Source organism: Nocardia bhagyanarayanae (assembly GCF_006716565.1).
Taxonomy (GTDB): Bacteria; Actinomycetota; Actinomycetes; order Mycobacteriales; family Mycobacteriaceae; genus Nocardia; species Nocardia bhagyanarayanae.
The window spans coordinates 1,934,035-1,957,532 of record NZ_VFPG01000001.1; the positions used below are offsets into that span (position 1 = coordinate 1,934,035).

Consider the following 23,498-nt stretch of genomic DNA (forward strand, 5'->3'; position numbering starts at 1 on the left):
CCACAGGAGACCCGATGACCGACACTTCCACCGCGCCGCTCGTTCGCTACGAGACCCGCGACGGCTTCGCGGTCCTCACCTTCGACTCACCGCACAACCGCAACGCGCTGTCGTCGCGGCTGGTCACCGAGCTGCTGCGCGGGCTGGACGACGCGGCCGCCGACCCCGCGGTGCGCGGCATCGTGCTCACGCACACCGGCAACACCTTCTGCGCGGGCGCGGATCTCAGCGAGGCCAGCGACGCCGACCCCGCGGTGGCGGCCGACCAGCGCACCCGCGTGATGATCGGCGTGCTGCGCAGGCTGGTGGAGGTGCCCAAGCCGGTGATCGCGCAGATCGACGGCAATGTGCGCGCGGGCGGCATGGGCATCGTCGCGGCCTGCGATCTGGTGGTGGCCGGGCCGGTCAGCTCCTTCGCGCTCACCGAGGTGCGAATCGGGCTGGCGCCGTTCATGATCTCGCTCACCCTGCTGCCGCGGCTGAACCCGCGCGCCGCGAGCCGCTACTACCTGACCGGCGAGAAGTTCGGCGCCGACGTCGCCACCGAGATCGGGCTGGTCACGGTCACGGCCGAGGACCCGGCCGCCGAGGTCGCGCGGCTGATCGGCGAGCTGCGCAAGGGGTCGCCGCAAGGTCTGGCCGAGGCGAAGCGTCTGGTCAACGCGGACATCCTCGCCGGGTTCGACGCCTCCGCCGAAGAGCTGGCGCGGCGTTCGGCGAGTTTCTTCGGCACGCCGGAGGTGCACGAGGGCATGCTGGCCTTCCTGCAGCGGCGCGCACCGAGCTGGGCAGAATAGCGCCATGGCGACACCCCACGAACCCAAGCAGGACCGCAGCCGAGCGACGAGGCAGCGCCTGCTCGAGGCGACCATCGACTGCCTCGCCGAGATGGGCTGGGCTGCCGCGACGGTCGCGGTGGTCGCCGAACGGGCGGGCGTGTCGCGCGGTGCGGCCCAGCACCACTTCCCGACCAGGGAGGACCTGATCACGGGCGCGCTGGAGTACATGTTCGACACCCGCATGGACCAGGCCAAGGCGGAGGCGCTGACGATCGCCGGGGTGGCCGAGGGCGCGGGCCGGACCCAGGCCGTCGTCGCGGGACTGGTCGAGTCCTACACGTCCCCGCTGTTCAAGGCGGCGTTGCAGGTGTGGACGCACGCGGCCGCCGACCCGGTGCTGCGCGAACGCATCGTGCCCTTGGAGGCGAAGTTCGGCCGGATCGCGCACCGCAGGGCCGTCGAGGCGCTCGGCGTCGACGACTCCGACCCCGTGGCGCATCACCTGGTGCAGGCCACGCTCGACTTGGCGCGTGGTCTCGGCCTCGCCGACGTCCTCACCGACGACTCGGCTCGCCGCAAGGAGATCGTCCAGCAGTGGTCGGCGACGTTGCATTCGGCGCTCACCGCGCCGCGCTGAATTCTTCCTGCGCGGCTCGCGGTAGACGAACGTGGTCGCTGACCCGCATGTTCGTCCCGATGTCACACTCGCCCAACCTGTGTCGTCCTCTCTGTGAACGCGGAACACCGCAGTGCAGCAGAAGGAGCAGGACATGAACGCCACCAAGATCGCCGTCGCCGGAGCCACCGGACGCCTCGGCCGCCACGTCGTCGACGTGCTGAACGAGCAGGGCCACGAGGTGGTGGCCTTCTCCCGCGCCGACGGCGTGGACATCGAGACCGGCGCCGGTCTCGCCGAGGCGCTGGCCGGCGTCGACGTGGTGATCGACGCCTCCAGCACGCCGTCCGCGGACAAGGACATCGCCACCGAGTTCTTCACCGCCGCCGCGCGCAACCTGCACGAGGCGGGCAGCAAGGCGGGCGTCGAGCGGCTGGTCGTGGTGTCCATCATCGGTATCGACAACGCCGTCGCGGGCTACAACGCCGCGAAGCTGGTGCACGAGCAGGAGCTCGCCAAAGGTCCGCTGCCGGTGCAGATCCTGCGGGCCGCGCAGTTCCACGAGCTGGTCGAGGTGATGATGCAGTGGGGCACCCAGGGCGAGGTCGCTTACCTGCCGAACATGCGCACCCAGCTGGTGGCCGCCCGCGCGGTCGCCGAGAAGCTCGTCGAGATGGCGGTGAACCCGGCTCCCGAGACCACCGACGGGCCGTTCCCGGAGATCGCCGGACCGCAGCCGGAGACCATGGCGGGCGCGGCCGCGGTGCTCGCCGCCCGGCGCGGTGACGCGATCCGGGTGCAGGAAGTGAGCGACCCAGCCAACGCGGACCGCGAGCTGTTCGAGGACGGGACGCTGCTGCCGGGCGCGCACGCCACCCTTGCGGGTCCGACGTTCGCGGAGTGGATCGAAGCGACGTACCCCGCCGCGAACTGACCGGCTCGGCCTCGCGCAGCACCTGACGCGCCGAAACCGACTGGCCACCGAACTTCCGCTGCCAGGGCAGTAATTCCGTGCCGGAGCGGAGGTACGCCTTAACGCAGGCGGCGGATGCGGAGCACCGTGTCCGCCCTGTGCCCCTCCTGCCCCTCCGGCCCGACCCATTCGCGCTCGACGAGTTCCTCGGTCTCGACCCGCCAGTCCTCCGGCGACAACGCGAGCGCGGCGAGAGTGCCTGGGATCGTGGGGAATTCGAAGAACGGCGGTTCGACCATCCACGTCGGCCACCCCGCATGCGCCACGATCAGCAGCGTGCCGCCCGGGGCGACGGCATCGGCGGCGTGCCGCAGGATCTTGTCCCGTTCACCGTCCCCCGCGACCGGCGAGTGCAGGAACTGCGCCGAAACGAGGTCGTAGGAGCCCTCGGGGAAGGAGTGCGCGAGGTCGTGCCGTGCCCAGGTGATGCGATCGGCGACGCCCGCGGCCGCCGCGTGCTCGGCTCCGCGCGCCAACGCGATCGTCGAGACGTCGACAGCGTGCACCCGCCAGCCGCGCTCGGCCAGCCAGAGTGCGTCACCACCTTCGCCGCAGCCGAGATCGAGCGCGGTGCCCGGCGGAAGGTCGGCGGCTTCGCGGACCAGCAACGCGTTCGGTTTGCCGGTCCAGGCCCGCTCGCGCTCCCGGTAGAAGTCTTCCCAGTACTCCTGAGCGGTGGTTTCGGTCATCGAACGCCCTTCCTGACCTGCGTATGCCTGGTTCTCGTCGAGCGGGAAACCCGCACAAGGCATGGTGCGCTCAGGCCACAGCCCCACGCCAGTTTCCTTGCTGTTTTGGCAACGACTACTGGTCGAAGTCGACGCGGACGTGGTCGGAGATGGGAACGGTTTGGCACGCGAGGGTCAGGCCGAGCGCGAGGTCGGCGTCGACCAGCGTCTCGTTGCGCAGCATCCGCACCTCACCCGCCCGTACCGTGCAGGCGCACGCGCTGCACTCGCCCGCACGGCAGGAGAACGACGCGTCGTGGCCGTTGGCGAGCAGCACGTCGAGCAGTGTGCGGGAACGCGGCCACGGCAGCTCGAGTGTGCGCCCGTCGAGGGTCACGGTGACGGTGGCCGCGCCGGATTCCGCGTCCGTGCCCGAGAGTTCGATGTCCGCGAACGGGTCTCCGGTCAGCGATTGGAACTTCTCGTGGTGGATGTGCGACTCGGGCATACCGATCGCCCGCAACGCCGCGGTGCATGCCGCCATGAAAGGCGCTGGGCCGCAGAGGAATGCGTCGTAGCGCGGGTACGGAATCAACAGCTCGCGCAGCGCGGGCACCGTCGGCAGGCCGCGCTCGTCCACCAGCCAGTGCACCACGGTGAACCGATCCGGGAACTCGACCGCCATCTCCTCGAGTTCCGCGCCGAAGATCACCGCGTCCGCGTCGTCGTTGGCGTAGACCAGCAGCACCGTGCCGGAACCCGCGATCAGCGCCGACTTGGCGATGGACATGATCGGCGTGATTCCGCTGCCCGCGGCGAGCAGGAGCAGGTCGGCGTCCAGCGACTTCGGCACGAACACGCCCGACGGTGCGAGAACCCGCAGCCGCATGCCGACAGAAGCGTTGTCGCACAGCCAATTCGACGCGTAGCCGCCGGGCGTGCGCTTGACAGTCACGATGGCGTCGTCGTCCAGATGCGGTGAGCTGGACAACGAATAGCAGCGCGCGACCGACCCGGCGCGCTCGCTCGGCACCTCCAGCGTGAGGAATTGCCCGGGGTGGTAACGAAATCGGTGGACCAACGCGTCCGGAACCTCGAAGACCAGCGAGATCGCCGCGTCCGTCTCCTTGATCACCTCCACCACTTCCAGGGTGTGCACGAGGGAATCGGCCTGCGCCATCGCCTCTCCTACAGTTCGACGCCGAAACGGCCCGCGGCCCGCTTGCCCAGCCGATACAGCGGAATGCCGAGATCCTCGTAGCGCGGCCCGAGCAGCCGGGGCACCAAGTCGAAGCCGCGTGCGTCCGGCCCGATCAGCACGCGCGCCTTGTTCCTGCGCACGCCGCGCAGGATGAGCTTGGCCGCGGCTTCCGGGCTGGTCATGGTTATCAGCTCGAACCCGCGCCGCACCGTTTCCCGGTCGACCCCGTCCGGAATACCGCGCGCGTTGACCGCGATATCGGTCGAGACGCCACCGGGGTGCACGCAGGTGACCCCGACCGGGTGCCCGGCGATGCGCATCTCCTGCCGTAGCGCCTCGGTGAAACCGCGGACCGCGAATTTGGCGGCGTTGTATGCGCTTTGGGACGGTATGCCCATCAGCCCGAAGACCGAGGACACGTTGACGACGTGCCCGTCGCCCGAGGCGATCAGGTCGGGCAGGAACGCCTTGGTGCCGTGCGCGACGCCCCAGAAGTCGATGTTCATCAGCCAGTCGAAATCGTCCCAGTCCATGTCGAGGACGTCCGCGCTCAGCGCGACACCGGCGTTGTTGATCACCAGGTCGACACCGCCGAACTCGGCGCGCACGTCCTCGGCGTGCGCGTAGACGGCGGCGCGCTGCGCCACGTCCAACTGGTACGGAATTGCCTTGACGCCGAGCTTTTCACAGCGACCCGCCGTGTCGGCGACGGCTCCGGTGTCGATGTCGGAAAGCGCGAGGCTGCTGCCGTGGCGCGCCAGCTCCAGCGCGAGCGCCCGGCCGATGCCGGAGCCCGCGCCCGTGATGACGGTGACCTTGTTGTCGAAGTTGCGCACGGGATCCCCTGTCAATTGCCTGCGAGCGTGGTCGGAAAGCGCTGGGCGGGTTTGTCTTCCAGCACGACGGTCGGTCGCACCGGCGTGCTCGGCGCGGGACCGATGAACTCGTACTCGTCCGGGCGCAGCCGCCGCGTCTGCAACCAGTACTGCCAGGTGAAGCCGGACCACAGCGTGCGGTTGTTACCGTGCTCGTCCAGGTACCAGCTGCGGCAGCCGCCGGTGTTCCACACCGAACGGGCCAGCTTGTGCTGGAGTTCGGCGTTGTAGCGGTCCTGCGCCGCCCGTCGCGGGGCCAGCGCCACCGCGCCACGCGCCCGCACCTGCCGCATCGCGTCGAGCACGTAGTGGATCTGCGACTCGATCATGAAGATGATCGAGTTGTGGCCGAGCCCGGTGTTCGGGCCGAGCAGGAAGAAGGCGTTGGGCATGTCGGCGACGGTGATGCCGCGGTGCGCCTGTACGCCCTCGATGGTCCATCGCGCGCCGAGGTCGACGCCGTCGCGGCCGGTGACCGACAGGTTGGTGAACGAGTCGATGACGTGGAAGCCGGTGCCGTAGACGATCACGTCGGCCGGATGCTCGACGCCGTCCGCGGTGACGATGCCCGCGGCGGTGAGATGGTCGATGCGGTCGGTGACCACGGTCGTCTTCGGGTCGGCCAGCGCCGGATAGTAGGTGTCCGAGCCGAGCAGCCGTTTGCAGCCCGCCCGGTAGTCCGGCGTCACCGCGGCGCGCAGGGCGGGGTCATCGATCTGGCGCGCGATGTGCCGTTTGCCGAGCCATTCCACCGCCTTCAGCAGGTCGGGTCTGCGCGTCATCGCGTAGGCGCCGACCTCCGCGCCCCAGTAGATGCCGTTGCGCAGCGCGAAGCGCAGTCCGGGCACCCGCCGCAGCGCGGTGCGGAAACGCTCGGAGAAGACCACGTCGGCGCGCGGCAGCACCCACGGCGCGGTGCGCTGGAACACCGTCAGCGCGCCGACTTCGTCGAGGATCTCGGGCACGAACTGGATCGCGCTCGCGCCGGTCCCGATGACCGCCACCCGCTTGCCGCGCAGCTCGACACCGTGGTCCCACTGCGCGGAATGGAATGCGGCGCCGCGGAATTCGGAGCGGCCGGGGAACGCCGGAATGCTCGGAACGTGCAGCGCCCCGATGGCCGAGACGATGAACCGCGCGATGTACTCCCGGCCGTCGGCGCTGAACGCGTGCCAGCGGCGCTCGTCCTCGTCCCAATAGCCGCGAACCATGTGCTGGCCGAATCGGATTCGCTCGCGCAGACCGTACTTGGCGACGACTTCCTTCAGGTAGCCGAAGATCTCCGGCTGCTGGGAGAACAGCCGCCGCCAATTCGTCCGCGGCTCGAAGGAATACGAGTACAGGTGGGTCGGCACATCGCAGGCGCACCCCGGATAAGTGTTGTCGCGCCAGGTGCCGCCGATCTCGTCGGCCTTCTCCACGATCAGGTAGTCGCCGAGACCCGCCTTGTCCAGCGCGATCCCCATGCCGAGGCCGGAGAACCCGCTGCCGATGATCAGCACCTCGGTGTGCACCGGGGGCGAGGCTTGCGCTGCCATGGCGTCACTTCCGTTCGGATCACGCCGCCGCGCGGCGCTCGAGTTCGTCGAGGATGTCCTGCGGCACGCTGCGCGAGATGCGATACAGCCGCCGCGTCACCGCGCCGTCGAGCATCCCCACCTCGTGCGCGAAACGCAGCAGCGGTTCGCCGGCGAAGGTCGCGTTCACCCGGAAGTTCGGCGAGGTGAAGGCGGCGAGGAAGCCGTGGAGCGGATCGATGCCCACCGAGCGGTACACGCGCGGGTTGATCAGCACGGGGTACACGCCGAGCACCATCACCGCGAACACCAGCCGGTGGAAGGCGTTGGACACCTTGCCGCGCTCCTCGATGGCGCGCACCAATTCCTCACGGGCGTAGGTGATGTGACGCGCTTCCTCGAGCACGTGGATCTTCATCAGTTGGCGCACATGGGGTTGCAGGTCCGGATCGTTCATCGCCTCGCGCTGCAACCGGTCCAGGATCTCCTCGATCAGCAGGGTGCCCGCGTAGGCCGAGGGGCCGAGCGGGATGAACGTGGCGAGGCGACCGAGCTTGCGTCCGGTCTTCGGCAGCAGGTACGGCCGCAGGCCGGTGAGATTCACCAGGCGGCTGAACATGGTGGAATGCCTTGTCTCCTCGCCGATCTCGGCCAGCGCGTAGCGGGTGTGGTCGTCCACCAGCCGCTCGCTCTCCAGCACCGTGCGCAACAGCATCGTGCTCAGTCCGGCCTCGGCGAGGATGCCGAAGCTGAGCACGCTCACCAGCTCGTGCAGGCCGAGCTCGGTGCGCTGCTCGGGGGTGAGCCGTTCCCACAGCGCGGTGCCGTACAGCGATTGCCGGTGCTCGGGCATCCAGTGCTTGCCGGGCTCGATCGGTGCGTCCCAATCGATGTCGAGCTCGCCGTCGTAGGCGCGTTCGGCGGAGGAGCGCAGCAGCCGCTGGGCGGTCTTCTGCCGATCGCCGACCGTCTTGCGGCGCACCGTCGATGCGCCCGCCGTGGTGACGACGGGGCCGGTGGTCTCGGTGGTCATCGCACCGCTCTCCTGTTCCTGATCGTGCGAGCGCACGGTCTGTGGTGCGTTTCGCGGAGGAAGTCGCGCACCGTCGCGGTCGCGGGGCGTGCGTTGCGCCGATAGGCGCCGGTGGTCAGCGCGGCCGCCGCCCCCGCGAGCGGATGGATTCCGACGGCGCGGTACACGGCCGGGTGCACGAGCGCCGCGTAGGCGACCGCGGTCACGGCGCTCAATACCCAGCGGTGCAGCGCGGCGCGGATCGGACCGCGAGAGTCGATCGCGCGCGACAACTCCGCGCGCGTCGCCTCGACGTGCCGCGCGCTGGAGGCGGCGTGCAGCAGCGCCAGCTGGCGCAGGTGCGGCTGGATGTGCGGATCGGTGGTCAGCTCGCGCAACAGCTGCGCCGCCATCTCCTCGATGAGCAGACGGAAGCCGAGCGCGGTAGGGCCCTCGGGGATCCACAGCGTCAGCTTGGTCAGCGCGCGCAGCGGCGCGGACAGGCGATACGGCGGCAGGCCGGTGGCGTTGATCAGCCTGCTGTACATGGTGGAGTTGCGGCTCTCGTCGTGGATCGCCGCGAGGGTGAATCTGGTGTGATCGTCGACGGGGTCGCGGCTTTCGATGACGTCGCGGAACATCAGCATCGACAGCATCGATTGCGCGTAGATGCCCACGCTGAGCATGCTGACCAGCTCGTGCTTGCCGAGTTCGCGCCGCTGCTCGGGACCAAGCCGCTCCCACAACCTGCTGCCGTACAGCGAAACACGCTCGGGGGGAAGCCAATTCAGCGCCGGATCGGGCGTCGCGTCCCAATCGATGTCGAGATCGGGGTCGTAGGCCGCTTCGGCGACACCCGCGAACAACAGCCGTCGCGCGGTGCTCTGCCGGTCGCCGATGTGGCGACGGCGGCGCACGGCCGCGCCGGACGGCGTGGTGGCGGGCCGAAAGCCATGGTCGCGGCTGGACGTCATCGTCCCCACCAGTCCTCTGTGCGAAATGCGGAACTACTAGTACCCAATACCGTCGGTTCCGTGTACATTTACGAGTGTGTCCCACGTCTCACTCGATGTCAACGGTCGAGGTGAGACGGGGTTTCGAGGAGTCGAGATGAACAGCGACAGTCCGCACGCGCGGTCCGATTACCTGGGCGCGGCAACCCTGGTCGTGCACGGCCGCGAGATCGCGGTGCAGGTCGAGTTGCGCGGCTATCGGGAACCGATCGACGGCATCTACCGGTGGTTCGGCCGGATCCGTCCGAACGACGATCTCGCGGCGGCGCTCGGCGACGAGCCGCGCGCCAGGGTCACCATCCGCACCGAGCACGGCGCCCGCGAGGGTTACGTCGGCGACCCCGACCCGTGGCGGCGGTTCCGGATAACGGGCAAGAGCACGCCGCCGTTTCCGGTGCCGACCGAGTTGACCGAGGTGGAGTGAAGAATTGGTACGGTCGGATTCGTGATGCACAGCCGCCGGGAAGTCGACCAGGCGCGGCCCAAGCGGGTCGACGCCCGGACCGAGCGGTGGCGCGCGCACCGGGTGAAGGTGCGCGACGAGTTCGTCGACGCCGCGTTCCGCGCGCTGGACAAGTTCGGTCCGGAAGTCAGCATGGGCGATATCGCCAAGGAGGCGGGCGCCGCGAAGCCGAAGCTGTACCGGCACTTCGAGGACAAGACCGATCTCTACAACGCGATCGTGGACCGGGTGCGCGACATGCTCTGGGAACGCATCATCTCCAGCATCGATCTGAGCAACGACTCGGCGCGCGAACTGGTTCGGCGCGGCGCCGCGGAATACGCGCTGGTGGTCACCGAGCACCCGAACGTCTTCCGTTTCATGCTGCACAGCCACTTCACTCAGCAGGCGGACGAGTCGGAGCGGGCGCTGCAATCGGCACGACAGTCGGCGCGGCGGGCCGCCGAAATGTTCGCCGGGCTGATGGAGGACGAGTCGATCGACGTGGCCAGCGTCGAGCTCGTCAACTATTCGATATTCGGCGCGGTCGCCTCGGCCACCGACTGGTGGCTCGGCGCGAACCGGCTCCAAGCCAATGCGATGCCGATCGAGAAGTTCGTCGCTTACATCGCCGAGATCGTCTCGGCGCTCGCCGAGGCCAACGCTCGCCTCAACGGCATTGTCATCAACGCCGAGCTGCCCCTGCACTCCGCTTTTTCGACGACTTAGCGCCTCTCGGGCAACTTGGCCTTTTGGCGAGCTGGGCCTTTAGTGAGCTGGGCCCCTTCGGCGAACTGGGCCCCTGCGGCAACTGGTCCCCTTCGGCGAGCTGGGCTTTTCGGCGAGCTGGGCTTTTCGGCGAGCTGGGCTTTTCGGCGGGCTGGGCTTTTCGGCGGGCTGGGCTTTTCGGCGGGCTGGGCCTTTTGGCGGGCTGGGCCTTTTGGCGGGCTGGGCCTTTCGGCGAGCTGAGCCTTTCGGCCAGCTGAGCCTTTCGGCGAACTGGGCCCTTCGGCCAGCTGGGCCTTTCGGCGAGCTGGGCCTTTCGGCGAGCTGGGCCTTTCGGCGAGCTGAGCCTTTCGGGCTAACGGAGCTTTTGGGTGGCCGAGCGTTTCGCCCCGGCGGTGCCGCCCGAAGGCGGCACGGGGGCATCAGCCAGCGCTGCCGGACGTCGTCCGTCGTCAGGCCGCGCATGGCCAGAGCGAAGGCGGAAGTACGCATGAGATGCGCCGCCGAACGAGTCTCTCCTACGGCCGCGCAATGGCCGGAGCCTATGCGGAGATACGCCTTGTCGCGTCCACTGCGAACGCCGTTGTTCTCAGCCGAGCCGCGCCGTTGAGGCCGGCTGTGTTCGCGACATCCCCAGTATGGACCTGCCCACCGACAAGTTTCGGCGCCAGGCTCGGTGGGCGAGACGGTCTGTTCTTCACGGAATATTTCAGGAGGAGTGCAGCCGCCACAGTGGGGAAACCGGGCCGTGGCCGGCGCCGAGATCGTAGGAGGCGGCCAGGCAGCGGCGGGTCCATTCCTTGGCGAACTCGACCGCCTCGGGCACCGGGTAGCCGTGCGCGAGGGCGCACGCGATGGCCGCGGCGAGGGTGTCGCCGCCGCCGTGGTCGTTGCCGGTGGTGATGCGCGGGGCGGGGAACTCGTAAAAGTTCTCGCCGTCGAAGAGGAGGTCCGTGCTCAGTTGGGACGAGCGCATATGTCCGCCCTTCACGATCGCCCAGCGCGGGCCGAGCGCGTGCAGTGCCTCGGCGGCGCGTCGGGCCTCGGTCTGGTCGGTGACCGTGATTCCGGTGATCAGCCGGACCTCGTCGAGGTTGGGTGTCACGATCGTCGCCAGCGGAATCAGGGTGTGGCGCACCGCGTCCAGCGCCTCGGCGTGCAGCAATGGGTCGCCGTGCATGGAAGCCGCCACGGGGTCGACGACCAGCGGGATCTCGCCGTCACGCCCGATGCCGACTTCCCGGCAGACGTCGGCGACCGCCTCGATGATGGCCGTCGAGGCGAGCATGCCGGTCTTGGCCGCGCCGACGCCGATGTCGCCGACCACCGAACGCACCTGGTCGGCGACGATCTGCGGCGGGATCTCGTGGAAGCCGCTCACGCCCACCGAGTTCTGCACCGTCACCGCCGCGACCGCGACGCACGCGTGCACTCCGCACATCGCCATGGTGCGCGAGTCGGCCTGAATTCCGGCGCCGCCGCCGGAATCGGTGCCTGCGATGGTGAGGACGCGGACCGGAGTCTGTCCGTCGGCGGGGAGGGGCAGCAGTTTCACAGGGCGACCATAACCGGCGCGGCTGGAGGGGGTCTGTCGAGAACCTCGCGCAGGGCTCGAGCAGAGGTGAACGACTTGGCGCGCCACCGGGCTCCGAGACCTAGTGGAAAATGAAAACCATTACCATTTCTCCGTGACCACATCATCGCGCACAGATCCGCTTCCCGTTACCGTGCTGTCCGGCTTCCTCGGAGCGGGCAAGACCACGCTGCTCAACCACATCCTGGCCAACCGCGAGGGCCGCCGGGTCGCGGTCATCGTCAACGACATGAGCGAGGTGAACATCGACGCCGCGCTGGTCGCGGGCCAGGGACACCTGGACCGCACCGAGGAGAAACTGATCGAGCTCACCAACGGCTGCATCTGCTGCACGCTGCGCGAGGACCTCATCGAGGCCGTCGGCAGGCTCGCCCGCGAGGGGCGCTTCGACCAGCTGGTCATCGAATCGACCGGCATCTCCGAACCCATGCCGGTCGCGGCGACCTTCGACTGGGAGTTCGAGGACGGCTTCAAGCTCGGCGACATCGCGCGCCTGGACACCATGGTGACCGTGGTGGACGCCTCGACCTTCCTCGGCGAGGTGGTGCGCGGCCAGGCGCTGGCGGACCGGAATCTGGAGGCGGGGGAGGGCGACGAGCGCACCATCGCCGATCTGCTTGTCGACCAGGTGGAATTCGCCGACGTGCTGCTGATCAACAAGACCGATCTGGTGAGCGCGAATGCCGCCGGGACGGTGGAAGCCACGGTGCGGCGGCTCAATCCGCGGGCGCGGGTGCTGCGCGCCTCGCACGGGGTGGTGGAACTCGGTGAGGTGCTCGGTACCGGTCGCTACAACCCTTTGGTTGCCGCGGAGGCAGAAGGGTGGGCCGAAGAGCTTGCGGGAGGGCATGTTCCGGAGACCGAGGAGTACGGCATTCGGAGTATTACCTATACCGCTTCGCGGCCGTTTCACCCGGGACGGTTGGCGGGGGTGTTGGAAGAGTTGCGAGGAGTATTGCGCAGCAAGGGCTTTTGTTGGATCGCCAGTCGTGCGGGTTTGGCGGCTGTCTGGTCGCAGGCCGGGCCGAATTTGAGCTTCGAGCCTGCCGCGTTGTGGTCGTCGTTGGAAGTCCCTGCGGGGCAGGAGATCGTCTTCATCGGGGTGAAGTTGGATGGGGAGCGGGTTCGGGCGTTGCTGGATGGTGCGTTGTTGACCGATGCGGAATATGCGGCTGGGCCTGCGGTTTGGGGGGAGTTCGATGATCCGTTTCCGGTTTGGGGGGAGTTGCATGAGCACGTGTGAACTCGGTTGACGACGGTGGTGGTTGGCCTGCGATCAGGTTGTTGGGTTGTGTGTTCCGGGGCTGGACTTGCTAGTTCGTGCGCGGTTGTCCCATGGGCTGAACGGTGCTGGTGTTGTTGGTTGCGTTTTGTGACGTGTTTCCGTGGGCTAGGCCTTGGTGATTCACGCGCGGTTGCCCACGGGCCGAACGGTGCTGGTGTCGTTGGTTGCGTTGGGCGACGTGGTTCCGGGGGTTGGCCTGCTCGTTCATGCGCGGTTGGCCCAGGTTTGCCTCGAACGGTGCTGGGCGCGTTGGGTGTCGTACCCGGCTTACCTCCCGCTGTTGGTGAGCGTGGGCTCGGGTTCCGGCGTGGTCATCTGGCTGTGGTTGCGTTTCTCGTAGGCGCGTGAGTGGTGGTCGGTCGGTGGGGTGTCGGGTGGGTTGGGCGACGTGGTTCCGGTGGTTGGGCCTGCTCGTTCATGCGCGGTTGGCCGAGGTTTGCCTCGAACGGTGCTGGGCGCGTTGGGTGTCGTACCCGGCTTACCTCCCGCTGTTGGTGAGCGTGGGTGCGGCTTCCGGCGTGGTCATCTGGCTGTGGTTGCGTCTAGAGAGGGCAGCGAGTGGAGTCGGAGGGTGAAGCTGCGGTGTAGGGGCGGTCGTCACATGCAGTTATTCACAGTTCGCACAAAAGAACTGGCACTTTGCGGTGTGGGCAGAGGTCGGAAGCTAGTCCGATGCGGCGGCAGCGCGCCCAATGCAGGCGCGGGGAAGGGCTCGGAAAACGGCGGTAGTCAAATGGTTGCTAGTTGATCTTGTAAAGCCACCATATGACTACCGTCGAAACCATTTCTCTATCGACGGTAGTCGAATGGTGGTTGGGCCCTTGACAGACCAACAGCTTTTCCAGGGTTGATCGGCCGAAAAGACTCTTTCCACTTGCCCTCTCTAGACGCAACCAGAGCCGGTCGACCACGCCGGAAACCAAGACACCGCACCCAACTGCGGGAGGTAAGCCGGGTACGGCAGACGACGTGCCCAGCACCGTTCGAGGAATACCTGGGACCGAGTGCGTGCCTAAGCAAGCGTGCCCCCGGAACCCGTCGCCCAACTGAGCACCTCGAAAGCCAGCGCCCACCTGATAGGCCGCCCCCGTCCCCGTAGTGAATTCGAAAGTCAGCGCGTACCTGAAAGGGCCTGCCACCGGTCCCCGCCGACCAACCGAGCCACCTCGGAAGCCAGTGCCCACCCGACAGGCCCGCCCCCGTAGCGAATCCGAAAGTTAGCGCCTACCTGAAAGGCCTGCCACCGACCCAACTGAGCACCTCGAAAGTCAGCGCTCACCGTTCTCCGTAGCGGATACGGAAGTCATCGCCTACTGAGAGGCTTGCCCCCAAATCCCAGTCGCCCAACCGGGCACTTCGAAAGTTGGCGTTCACCCGGCCATTCCTGCCAGCGGTCCCGCGGGGAAAGCCGACAATCTGGGAAAGTCAGCGCCGACAGGCCTGCCACCTTCCCCGTTGCGAAAGCCGACAACCTCGAAGTCAGCGCCGACTCCCAGGCCCGCCACCGATCCCCCTAGCGAAAGCCGACAACCTCGACGGCCAACCCGGCCCCCTCAGTGCGAGATCCCCGGCGCCTCACGCAGATACGTCGAGTCGGTCAACTGCTCCAGCAGGAACTCGGCGATATCCGCCCGCGAGATCTTCAACGTGAGCCCCCGCTCGGACCCGGGGAACGCCCGCCGGTAGCTGCCGGTCCGCGGGCCGTCGGTGAATGCGCTCGGCCGCACGATGGTCCAGTCCAGGTTGCTGGATCGCACGTACGCCTCCTGCTGGACGTGGTCGTTGTAGGCGCGGCGCAGCAGCATGCCGAACAGCACGTGCTTCCACAAGAAGTTGAGGTTGTCGCGGCTGTCGCCGACGCCGAGTGTGCTCTGGCAGATCAGCCGCTTCACGCCGGTGCGGTGCATCGCCTCCACGACCGCCTTGGTTCCGCCGAAGCGGACCTTCCCCTTGCGCCCGTCGCCCAGCGCGATCACCACCGCGTCCTGGCCGGCGACCGCCTTCTCGGCCTGGTGCGTGTCGAAGACGTCGCCTTCCACCACCCGCAGCCGCTCGTGCCGCTGGGTGACGCCCGCGGCGTTGCGGGTGAAGGCGGTGACCTCGTGGCCCTGCTCGAGCGCCTGCTCGACGACCAGTCGGCCGACGCTGCCGGTGGCGCCGAAGACTGCGATTTTCATGGTGTTCTCCTTGCGGTGAAAGCTGGTGTGCCGTTGCTGAATCCAGTACATCAACGCGAAGCGAGACGAACCATGGCCGTGACTCTCGATGGCATAAGCGAACGTCCACAGAAAGACGTCGCGGTCCACCCTTGTCGTTCGGGGTGGACCGCGACGCCTCGTTTCGGATCAGGCGAGTCCGCCGAAGAATCGACGAATATCGCCGACCAGCACCTCGGGTGCCTCATGGGCGGCGTAGTGACCCGCCGCGTCGTTGGCCCCGTCCGAGTCGGTCGCGGTGTCGTAAAAGTTCCAGCTGACGATGTTCTTGTGGTCGCGCTCGGCGAACCGGCGGATCGACTGGAAGTCGCCCTTGAACATGGCCAGTGCGGTAGGCGCCGTGGTCGGCTCCTGGGGGTGCTCGGCTGTGTGGGCGTCCTCGTAGTAGAACCGCAGCGACGAGCCCGCTGTGCCGGTCAGCCAGTAGATCGCCACGTTGCCGACGACGAATTCCGCGTCCAGTGATTCGCCGAACAGCTGCGCGTTCCAGCCGAGCAGGCCGACCGGGGAGTCGGCGAGCGCGAACGCCAGCGTCTGCGGCTGCTGGCTGTGCAACGCGTTGAAGGCCATCTTGTTCTCGTGGAACCACTGCAGGTGCTGTAGCGCGGCCATGTCCTGCTCGGACAGTCCGTCGAACTCCGCGGGATCGCCGGACGGGAACGAATACAGCTGCGTGACGTGCACGCCGATGACCTGCTCCGGCGCGAGCCGCCCGATTTCGGGCGAGACGAACGAGCCACCGTCGTTGCCGATGGCCCCGAAGCGCTCGTAGCCGAGCAGGCTCATCAGCTCGACCCAGGCTTTCGCCGTGCGGTAGCGGTTCCAGCCGGTGCTGCGGGTGGGGCCGGAGAATCCGAAGCCCGGCAATGAAGGGATCACCACGTGGAAGGCGGGCGCATCGGTCGACTCCGGCTCGGTGAGCAGCTCGATGACATCCAGGTATTCGAGGATCGAGCCGGGCCAACCGTGGGTGAGGATCACCGGGGTCGCGTCCGGCCGCGACGACTCGATGTGCAGGAAGTGGATGTCCTCGCCGTCGATATCGGCGGTGAACTGAGGGTACGAGTTGAGCTTCGCCTCCAGCGCCCGCCAGTCGAACGTGTCGAGCCAGTACTGCGCGAGGGTGCGCACTCGAGCGTTGGGCACGCCGTAGGCGTCGCCGACGCCGGCCAGCTCGTTCGGCCACAGTGCCCGGCGCAGTCGATCGGCCAGATCGTCGAGCTGGGCCTGGGGGATGTCGATACGGAAGGGCTTGATGGTGGCCACGGGGTTCTCCTTTTGAAACGGAATGCTTCGTTCTGTTCAAGACGTTAGCAGAACGGATCATTCCGTTTCAAGTGCTACTCTGAACTCATGCCGAAGACATCCGAAGTCCCAGCTCGCAAGGGTCTGCCGGGCCGCAAGGCGCAGGCCGCCCGCAACGACGGGCTGATCCTGGAAGCGGCGCGGGCCGTGTTTCTTGCCGATGCCAATGCGCCGATCGCCGCCGTCGCCGAACGCGCGGGCGTCGGCATCAGCGCGCTCTATCGCCGCTACCCGAGCAAGGAGGTGCTGCTGCGTACCCTCTGTCACGAGGGATTGCGCCGCTACAACGCGGAAGCGGATGCGGCACTGGAGGATTCGGATGGTTGGCGCGGACTGGTCGGCTTCCTGGAGCGAGTGGTCGACGCCGACGTGCACTCACTCACCGTGCACCTAGCGGGCACCTTCACCCCAGACGAGGCGATGCTGCCCGACGTGGTGCATGCGGGCGAGGTGAACGAAGAACTGATCCGCCGCGCCCACGCTTCCGGACGGCTGCGGGCAGACGTGAATCCGCTGGACCTCGGCCTCATCCTGGAGGCGTGCGCCGCCATCACCATGCCGGACCAGGAACGCACCGCTCAGCTCCGCCGCCGCACACTCGCCCTGCTCATCGCGGGACTCGCCGCGGACGGTGAGCTCCCCGGGCCACCACCGCAGCCGGGTGAGTTCGCTTGGCGTTGGGAGCCGCGGGTTTGATGTGGGTCAGCTGGTCCGCCCTCGCTGTCAGGTGAGTTCGCTTGGCGCTGGGGGGGCCGCGGGTTTGATGTGGGCCAGCCGGTTCGCCCCTGCAGTCGGGTGAGTTCGCTTGGCGTTGGGAGCCGCGGGTTTGATGTGGGCCGGTTCGCCCCCGCCGTCAGGTGAGTTCGCCTGGCGCTGGGAGCCGCGGGTTGATGCGGGCCGCTGCCCGTCGGGTGGGCGCTGACTAGTGCGAACGCATGTGCCGGACGGTCCAATGGATGCGTTCCGGCCCGGACGTCTCCGGCCGCGCCCGATCGAGACCGCGCGGGGCTGAATGATCGAATCCTGCGAGCGCCGCGTGGCCCGGCCACCGTGCGGTGCGAAGTGCCTGCTCCCGACGTGCCTGCCCCGCCGCAACGGAAGTGGTCGCCGACGTAGCGCCGTGCTCGTTGCCCGCTTGTGCGCGATACGGCACCGATCGTGAACGGGCGCGGAATTCGGCTGTTGGGTGGTAGGAACGAAGCATCCGTGCGACGCGAAGGGGATCGGCATGAATTGGACGCTCGAAGTCGTCGTGGTTCCGGTGTCGGACATCGACCGGGCCAAGGACTTCTACGCGCGACAGCTCGGCTTCCATGTCGACCACGACACCGTGATCGGCGACGATATCCGCATCGTGCAGCTGACCCCGCCCGGTTCCGGCTGCTCGATCGTGATCGGCAAGGGTGCGGTGCCGTCGATGGCGCCCGGTTCACTGCAAGGCTTGCAGCTGGTGGTCCCCGATCTGCACAAGGCGCGCGCCGAATTGGTCGAGCGCGGTGTGGAAGTCGGCGACATCCAGGTCCTCGGCGAGAACCCGACGAAGATGCCCCACCCCCTCGACAACGTCGGCTTCCTCTTCTTCTCCGACCCCGACGGCAACGGCTGGGCGATCCAGCAGATCTCCACCCGGCCGTAGTTCAGCGGACGCCGAGGTAGAGGGTTTGGGTGCTGCGGCCGAGGGGGCCTTTCTCGTCGAAGAGGGCCGATTCGGCGAGGCCGATGCCGTGCGGTTGGGGGTAGGTGACCGCGTCGAGGCAGACCCATTCGCCGACCGGCTGGCGGTGCAGGGTGACGGTGAGGTCGGTGTTGATGAAGAGGTAGCGGTTCCAGTCGAGTACCGCGCTCACGCCGTTGCCCGAGTCGGCGGCGGCCAGGGTGCGCTCCAGCGGGCTCGGGGTGGTGCCGGCGACGATCGGATACTTCAGTCGAATCCAGCAGATCGCCGGCCCCGCTTCGCCGAAAGCGCCGGTGACGAAACGGTATTCGATCGCGGTGTGGAAGCCGACCTCCTGTGACGTCGGAAACGGCGTCGGCGCGGGCGCGTGGTCGGGACCGGGACGCGCGCCCACCGGATGGAACTCTTCGGGCAGCGAGAGTTCGGGCTCGGCAAGCTTGAACCGCCAGGCATTGGCCTTCATGACCGGACCGCGCTCGGTCGACAGCGTCGCCTCCAGCAACTCGACGCTGCGCCCCGGCCGAGTCACCCGCGCCTCGGCGAACAGCGGCTGCAACGGCACGGGCCCGAGAATCTCCACCGCGACCCGCCCGACCTGAAACCCCTCCCGCGGCTCACACCGCTCGATGACGTGCCCGAGCAACGCGGAAGGTGGCCCCGCGTGCTGCGCATCCGGCGACCACGGCCCGCGGGTGAGTTCGGTGGAGATGAACCGCTTCGGGTCGTCCGGATCCGGGAGGTAGAAGGCATCACTCACGTCAACGTCCGTCCCTCGGACCGGCCACACCGCCGGTTGTCGAATAGTTCGTCCGGTTAACGATTCTGCCACGCGTGGGTGGGGTGGCCCCTGGCCGGTTGACGGTCGCGGCGGGCACGTGGTGCAGCGCAACGGCCGGGTGTGCGGGTTGGGCGGCGGCGGGATCGGCCGTGTGATCGCGCTGCTGGTGGCCGGCGCAGATGGGCGCAGGGGGCATCAGCTGTGCTGTTGCTGGTGTTCGGCGGCCGCGGATGCCCTGAGCTGGCTGCTCGTTGCGGGGCGCGGCTGCGGCAGCGGGATGGCTGCGCGCCAGAGCGAGTGCGCGGCGCTGGTGTCTGATGCGACTGGCTGCATGGCCGCCAGGATCGCGGGTCGGCGCAGCGCGTGACCTGCGGGGTGGTCGGCAGGTCTTCTGATTCCTGGCTGGCTCAGTGCGGCCCGTGCCGGAGCCCGAGGGCTGTACGCGCGATCAGCTGTGCGGCTGTCGGGTGACGGACGCGGGTCGCTTGCGGAGCTGCCGGTGTCCCGAGTTGGCGGCTCGGTGCGGCGCGTGCCGCAGCGCGATGGCGCGGCGGGGTCGGTTCTGGGCTGGGGTGAAGGGCTCACGCACGGCCGAAGGTGAGGGCGACGTTGTGGCCGCCGAAGCCGAAGGAGTTGTTGACGGCGTAGTCGATTCGGTGGCGGCGGGGTGTGCCCGCGACGATGTCGAGGTCGATGTCGGGGGACTGGTTGTCGAGGTTGAGGGTGGGCGGGACGATCTGGTCGCGGAGGGTGAGCACCGTGAGGATGGATTCGAGGGCGCCGACCGCGCCGATGGAGTGGCCGAGGGCGGATTTCGGGGCGTAGACGGAGGCGTGCGGCGTGACGGCCGCGATGGCGTTCGCCTCGGAGGCGTCGCCGATCGGGGTCGAGGTGGCGTGCGCGTTGACGTGGGCGATGTCCGAAACTTCCAGGCCAGCGGTCTCGATGGCCTTGCGCATGGCGCGGGCCGCGCCGATGCCCTCGGGGTCGGAGGCGACGATGTGGAAGGCGTCGGAGGTGATGCCCGCGCCGAGCACGCGGGCGTGGATCTCGGCGCCGCGCGCCTTGGCGTGCCGCTCGGATTCGAGCACCATGAGCGCGCCCGCCTCGCCGAAGACGAAGCCGTCGCGGTCCCGGTCGAAGGGGCGCGAGGCGCGTTCGGGTTCGTCGTTGCGGGTGCTCATCGCGCGCATCATGGCGAAGCTGGCGATCGGCACGGCGTGGATGTGGCCCTCGACGCCACCCGTCACCACGACGTCGGCCTCGCCGGAGCGGATCAGCCGCCAGGCGTGCGCGATCGCCTCGGAACCCGAGGAGCACGCCGAGACGGGCGCGAAAACTCCTGCCTTTGCACCGATTTCGAGTCCGACGGTCGCGGCGGGCCCGTTCGGCATCACCATCGGCACCGACATCGGCGACACCTTCCGGTACCCGCCCGCGCGCATGGCATCGACGGCGTCGATCAGTGCGTCGCCGCCGCCGAGTCCGGTGCCGATGGCCACCGCGAGCCGCTCACCCTCGACTTCCGGCGCGCCTGCCGCCTGCCAGACCCGCCTGCCGAGGACCAGCGCCAGCTGCTCGACGTACGAGTGCCTGCGCTGTTCGACCCGGGTCAGCTGCGCGGCGGGATGCGCCTTCAACTTGCCGCCGATGCGGACCGGGAGGTCGTATTCGGCGACGAAGTCGTCCTCGAGTACGCCGATACCCGTCTCTCCTCGCAACAGGCTCGACCAGGTCGTTTCCATGTCGTCGGCGAGCGAAGTGGTGGCCGCGTAGGCGGTGACGACGACGGAGTCCGTAGTTTCTGAAGCGAGTGTTACAGTCACGGTCTTCATCAATACCTGTAGCAGTCGGTACAGTCAACCCCATGGCTCGCCCACTCGACCACGCCAAACGCGCCGAACTCCTCGACGGCGTCGTCGACTACATCGCCGCGCACGGCCTCGCCGAACTCTCCCTGCGTCCCCTCGCCGCCGAACTCGGCACCAGCTCGCGCATGCTCATCTACTACTTCGACACCAAGGAAGAGCTGCTGGTCCAAGCCCTCGCCACCCAGCGCCCGGACATCAGGGCGCTCTTCGCCGACATCGCCGACGCCGATGCCCTCCGTGCCCGGCTGTGGGATTTCTGGTGCGCCAACACCACCGGCGCGGGAGCGACCAGTGTGAAGGTGATGCTGCAAGTGCTCGGTGCGGCTTGTGCGTCCGATGGGCCGTATGCGGGGTATGCCGTCGACGCCATCGGTACTTTTGTCGCGGCGATCGCGGAGGGGTTGCGCCGGTTCGGGGTGGAGGATGCGGAAGTTGTTGCGACCGTGCTTGTTTCGGGGTTGCGGGGGGTGCTTCAGGATCGGATGATTACCGGGGATGTCGCGCGGACCGATAGGGCGGCTCGACTGCTTATCGACGGGACTGTTCGTTAAGGCTTAACGTTCCTTGCGGCGGACGTCGCGGGTTTCGGTTTCGAACAGTTGGCGGTCCCCAATGCTGGGATTTCAACTAGTGCACTTGCCCGGGTTTTGTTTCAGGCTGGCTCGGTTTGGTTTCGGCGTTGCGTTGGGGTGACGGTTTCCGATGTTGCGGGTGCCCAAAGAGTTTGCCTACCCAGGTATTCCTCGGAGCAGTGCTGGGCGCGTCGTGTGCCGTACCCGGCTTACCTCCCGCAGTTGGGTGCGGTGGTTCGGGTTCCGGCGTGGTCATCTGGCTGTGGTTGCGTCTAGAGAGGGCAAGCGGGAAGAGTACTTTGGCCGATCCAGCCTGGAAGAGCTGTTGGCCTGTCAAGGGCCCAACCACCATTTGACTACCGTCAATAGAGAAATGGTTTTGACGGTAGTCAAATGGTGGCTTTACAAGATCAATTAGCAACCATTTGACTACCGTCGATTTTGGGTCGGGTCTAGCCTGCATGCCGAGCGCAACTCGCGGAAAGGCCTGGCAGCCAAGCGAAACGCAAAGCGGCCACCCCCTCCGAAGAGAGGATGGCCGCCCCGACAACCCTTACGAAACCACCGGCAGGTAAACCTTCTTCCCCGCCCCGGCGAACTCCGCGGACTTCTCCGCCATCCCGGCCTCGATGGCCTCCACATCCGTCAAGTTGTTCTTCTCCGCGTACTCCCGCACATCGGCGGAGATCCGCATCGAGCAGAACTTCGGACCGCACATCGAACAGAAGTGCGCGGTCTTCGCCGGTTCGGCGGGCAGCGTTTCGTCGTGGTACTCGCGGGCCGTGTCCGGATCCAGCGAGAGCGCGAACTGGTCGCGCCAGCGGAATTCGAAACGCGCCTTGGACAATTCGTCGTCGCGCTGCTGGGCGTGCGGGTGGCCCTTGGCCAGGTCGGCGGCGTGGGCGGCGATCTTGTAGGTGATCACGCCGACCTTGACGTCGTCGCGGTTGGGCAGGCCGAGGTGCTCCTTCGGCGTGACGTAGCAGAGCATGGCGGTGCCCGCTTGGGCGATGATCGCGGCGCCGATGGCCGAGGTGATGTGGTCGTAGGCGGGTGCGATATCGGTGGCCAGCGGGCCGAGGGTGTAGAACGGCGCCTCTTCGCACAGTTCTTCCTCGAGCCGCACGTTCTCCACGATCTTGTGCATCGGCACGTGGCCGGGGCCCTCGATCATCACCTGCACGCCATGGGATTTCGCGATCTTCGTCAGTTCGCCGAGGGTGCGCAGCTCGGCGAACTGGGCCTCGTCGTTGGCGTCCGCGATGGAACCGGGGCGCAGTCCGTCGCCGAGGGAGAAGGTGACGTCGTACTTCGCCAGGATCTCGCAGAGTTCCTCGAAGTGGGTGTACAGGAAGGATTCCTGGTGGTGCGCCAGACACCACGCGGCCATGATGGAGCCGCCGCGCGAGACGATGCCGGTGACCCGCTTGGCCGTCAGCGGGATGTAGCGCAGCAGCACGCCCGCGTGCACGGTCATGTAGTCCACGCCCTGCTCGCACTGTTCGATGACGGTGTCGCGGTAGATCTCCCAGGTCAGCTGGGTCGGATCGCCGTTCACCTTCTCCAGCGCCTGGTAGATCGGCACGGTACCGACCGGGACGGGGGAGTTGCGCATGATCCACTCGCGGGTCTCGTGGATGTTCTTGCCGGTGGACAGGTCCATGATGGTGTCCGCGCCCCAGCGGGTCGCCCACACCATCTTCTCCACCTCCTCCGCGATCGAGGAGGACACCGCCGAGTTGCCGATATTGGCGTTGATCTTCACCAGGAACTTCTTGCCGATGATCGTCGGCTCCAGCTCCGGGTGCTTGTGGTTGGCCGGGATCACCGCGCGCCCGGCCGCGACCTCGTCGCGCACCAGCTCGGGCTCGACGCCCTCGCGCGCCGCGATGAACCGCATCTCCGGCGTGATGATGCCCTGTCGCGCCCAGGCCAGCTGGGTCGGCGGGCCGTCCACCTGCGGCTTGACCCAGGTGTCGCGCAGCTTGGGCAGCCCGGCCTCGAGGTCGATGGTGGCGTTGTCGTCGGTGTACGGGCCCGAGGTGTCGTAGACGTCGAAGGTGTCGCCGTTGGTGAGATTGATACGACGAACCGGAATGCGCAGGTCGTCGACTTCCTTGTAGTGCTTGACGCTGCCCTCGATGGGGCCGGTGGTCACGGTGTCGACGGCGGCGCCGTTGGCGGTGGCCATGGTTCTCCTCCCTACGCCGGCATTACCCGGTCAGGTTCATACGGTCGACGGCCCTTACCGCCCTCTCGGGCTAGCCGTCCTCTCAGCCCGCTGGTGCGAGCCCCCGTTGGCGATGTGAAATTTCCCGCCCGACCATACCCGCCCGCCGCAAGGACACGCCCGGCGATGACCCGAACCCGCGCGTGATCG

21 protein-coding genes are annotated in these 23,498 nt (G+C 67.8%); 9 read left to right on the forward strand and 12 right to left on the reverse strand.

Features of this window, described 5'->3' with window-relative positions; all coding sequences use genetic code 11:
* Positions 1-14 precede the first annotated feature (14 nt).
* From FB390_RS08085 to FB390_RS08095, 3 genes are all read left to right on the forward strand, one after another.
* Positions 15-797 carry an enoyl-CoA hydratase family protein gene (locus FB390_RS08085; RefSeq protein WP_141808395.1) on the forward strand — a complete coding sequence of 261 codons (783 nt, stop codon included), beginning with the start codon at positions 15-17 and terminating at the stop codon, positions 795-797.
* Between the two features lie 4 nt (positions 798-801).
* Positions 802-1,416, forward strand: coding sequence for a TetR/AcrR family transcriptional regulator (locus FB390_RS08090; RefSeq protein ID WP_141808396.1), 615 nt, complete (start codon positions 802-804; stop codon positions 1,414-1,416).
* Between the two features lie 133 nt (positions 1,417-1,549).
* Positions 1,550-2,329, forward strand: coding sequence for an SDR family oxidoreductase (locus FB390_RS08095; RefSeq protein WP_141808397.1), 780 nt, complete (start codon positions 1,550-1,552; stop codon positions 2,327-2,329).
* Between the two features lie 98 nt (positions 2,330-2,427).
* Here the strand turns inward: FB390_RS08095 and FB390_RS08100 are convergent, their stop codons facing one another.
* The 6 genes from FB390_RS08100 to FB390_RS08125 all read right to left on the reverse strand — a co-directional run bounded on the left by FB390_RS08100 (position 2,428) and on the right by FB390_RS08125 (position 8,615).
* Complete coding sequence (locus tag FB390_RS08100; RefSeq protein ID WP_141808398.1) at positions 2,428-3,057, reverse strand: class I SAM-dependent methyltransferase; 630 nt, start codon at positions 3,055-3,057, stop codon at positions 2,428-2,430.
* A 115-nt stretch (positions 3,058-3,172) separates the two neighbouring features.
* The gene (locus FB390_RS08105) at positions 3,173-4,216 is read right to left on the reverse strand and encodes a ferredoxin--NADP reductase (RefSeq protein WP_141808399.1); all 1,044 of its coding nucleotides are present in this window, start codon (positions 4,214-4,216) and stop codon (positions 3,173-3,175) included.
* 8 nt (positions 4,217-4,224) lie between these two features.
* Positions 4,225-5,073, reverse strand: a complete 849-nt coding sequence (locus FB390_RS08110; protein WP_141811620.1) for an SDR family NAD(P)-dependent oxidoreductase — start codon at positions 5,071-5,073, stop codon at positions 4,225-4,227.
* Positions 5,074-5,084: 11 nt separating this feature from the next.
* Positions 5,085-6,650 carry a flavin-containing monooxygenase gene (locus tag FB390_RS08115; RefSeq protein ID WP_141808400.1) on the reverse strand — a complete coding sequence of 522 codons (1,566 nt, stop codon included), beginning with the start codon at positions 6,648-6,650 and terminating at the stop codon, positions 5,085-5,087.
* A 19-nt stretch (positions 6,651-6,669) separates the two neighbouring features.
* Complete coding sequence (locus FB390_RS08120; protein ID WP_141808401.1) at positions 6,670-7,662, reverse strand: AurF N-oxygenase family protein; 993 nt, start codon at positions 7,660-7,662, stop codon at positions 6,670-6,672.
* Positions 7,659-8,615, reverse strand: a complete 957-nt coding sequence (locus tag FB390_RS08125; protein WP_141808402.1) for a diiron oxygenase — start codon at positions 8,613-8,615, stop codon at positions 7,659-7,661. Before FB390_RS08125 ends, FB390_RS08120 begins: the two co-directional genes overlap by 4 nt.
* A gap of 136 nt (positions 8,616-8,751) precedes the next feature.
* Here FB390_RS08125 and FB390_RS08130 point away from each other — a divergent pair, with 136 nt between their 5' ends.
* Together FB390_RS08130 and FB390_RS08135 are read left to right on the forward strand one after the other, a co-directional pair.
* Positions 8,752-9,078 carry a DUF4873 domain-containing protein gene (locus FB390_RS08130; RefSeq protein ID WP_141808403.1) on the forward strand — a complete coding sequence of 109 codons (327 nt, stop codon included), beginning with the start codon at positions 8,752-8,754 and terminating at the stop codon, positions 9,076-9,078.
* A gap of 24 nt (positions 9,079-9,102) precedes the next feature.
* Positions 9,103-9,825: a TetR/AcrR family transcriptional regulator gene (locus FB390_RS08135; RefSeq protein WP_141811621.1), complete on the forward strand. Its 723-nt coding sequence runs from the start codon at positions 9,103-9,105 to the stop codon at positions 9,823-9,825.
* Between the two features lie 706 nt (positions 9,826-10,531).
* Here the strand turns inward: FB390_RS08135 and thiD are convergent.
* Positions 10,532-11,377 (reverse strand): bifunctional hydroxymethylpyrimidine kinase/phosphomethylpyrimidine kinase, encoded by an 846-nt coding sequence (gene thiD / locus FB390_RS08140; RefSeq protein ID WP_141808404.1) that lies wholly within the window; start codon positions 11,375-11,377, stop codon positions 10,532-10,534.
* A 133-nt stretch (positions 11,378-11,510) separates the two neighbouring features.
* Between thiD and FB390_RS08145 the strand changes: the two genes are divergently transcribed.
* Positions 11,511-12,659 (forward strand): GTP-binding protein, encoded by a 1,149-nt coding sequence (locus FB390_RS08145; protein WP_141808405.1) that lies wholly within the window; start codon positions 11,511-11,513, stop codon positions 12,657-12,659.
* Positions 12,660-14,254: 1,595 nt separating this feature from the next.
* On the opposite strand, the gene FB390_RS08150 is transcribed toward FB390_RS08145, so the two are convergent.
* Both FB390_RS08150 and FB390_RS08155 read right to left on the reverse strand, forming a co-directional pair.
* A complete protein-coding gene (locus FB390_RS08150; protein ID WP_141808406.1) occupies positions 14,255-14,878 on the reverse strand; it encodes an NAD(P)-dependent oxidoreductase in 624 nt (207 codons plus the stop codon).
* Positions 14,879-15,046: 168 nt separating this feature from the next.
* Entirely contained in the window at positions 15,047-16,183 is a 1,137-nt protein-coding gene (locus FB390_RS08155; RefSeq protein ID WP_141808407.1) for an epoxide hydrolase family protein, read from the reverse strand.
* A gap of 87 nt (positions 16,184-16,270) precedes the next feature.
* On the opposite strand from FB390_RS08155, the gene FB390_RS08160 reads away from it, so the two are divergent.
* Positions 16,271-16,918 (forward strand): TetR/AcrR family transcriptional regulator, encoded by a 648-nt coding sequence (locus FB390_RS08160; RefSeq protein WP_141808408.1) that lies wholly within the window; start codon positions 16,271-16,273, stop codon positions 16,916-16,918.
* A gap of 532 nt (positions 16,919-17,450) precedes the next feature.
* Complete coding sequence (locus FB390_RS08165; RefSeq protein WP_141808409.1) at positions 17,451-17,858, forward strand: VOC family protein; 408 nt, start codon at positions 17,451-17,453, stop codon at positions 17,856-17,858.
* A gap of 1 nt (position 17,859) precedes the next feature.
* Here FB390_RS08165 and FB390_RS08170 read toward each other — a convergent pair whose 3' ends face one another.
* Both FB390_RS08170 and FB390_RS08175 read right to left on the reverse strand, forming a co-directional pair.
* Entirely contained in the window at positions 17,860-18,654 is a 795-nt protein-coding gene (locus FB390_RS08170; RefSeq protein WP_141808410.1) for a thioesterase family protein, read from the reverse strand.
* A gap of 602 nt (positions 18,655-19,256) precedes the next feature.
* A complete protein-coding gene (locus FB390_RS08175; protein WP_425465851.1) occupies positions 19,257-20,501 on the reverse strand; it encodes a KasA/KasB family beta-ketoacyl-ACP synthase in 1,245 nt (414 codons plus the stop codon).
* A gap of 41 nt (positions 20,502-20,542) precedes the next feature.
* On the opposite strand from FB390_RS08175, the gene FB390_RS08180 reads away from it, so the two are divergent.
* Complete coding sequence (locus FB390_RS08180; protein ID WP_141808412.1) at positions 20,543-21,097, forward strand: TetR/AcrR family transcriptional regulator; 555 nt, start codon at positions 20,543-20,545, stop codon at positions 21,095-21,097.
* A gap of 574 nt (positions 21,098-21,671) precedes the next feature.
* On the opposite strand, the gene thiC is transcribed toward FB390_RS08180, so the two are convergent.
* Positions 21,672-23,309: a phosphomethylpyrimidine synthase ThiC gene (thiC, locus tag FB390_RS08185; protein WP_141808413.1), complete on the reverse strand. Its 1,638-nt coding sequence runs from the start codon at positions 23,307-23,309 to the stop codon at positions 21,672-21,674.
* Between the last annotated feature and the right edge of the window lie 189 nt (positions 23,310-23,498).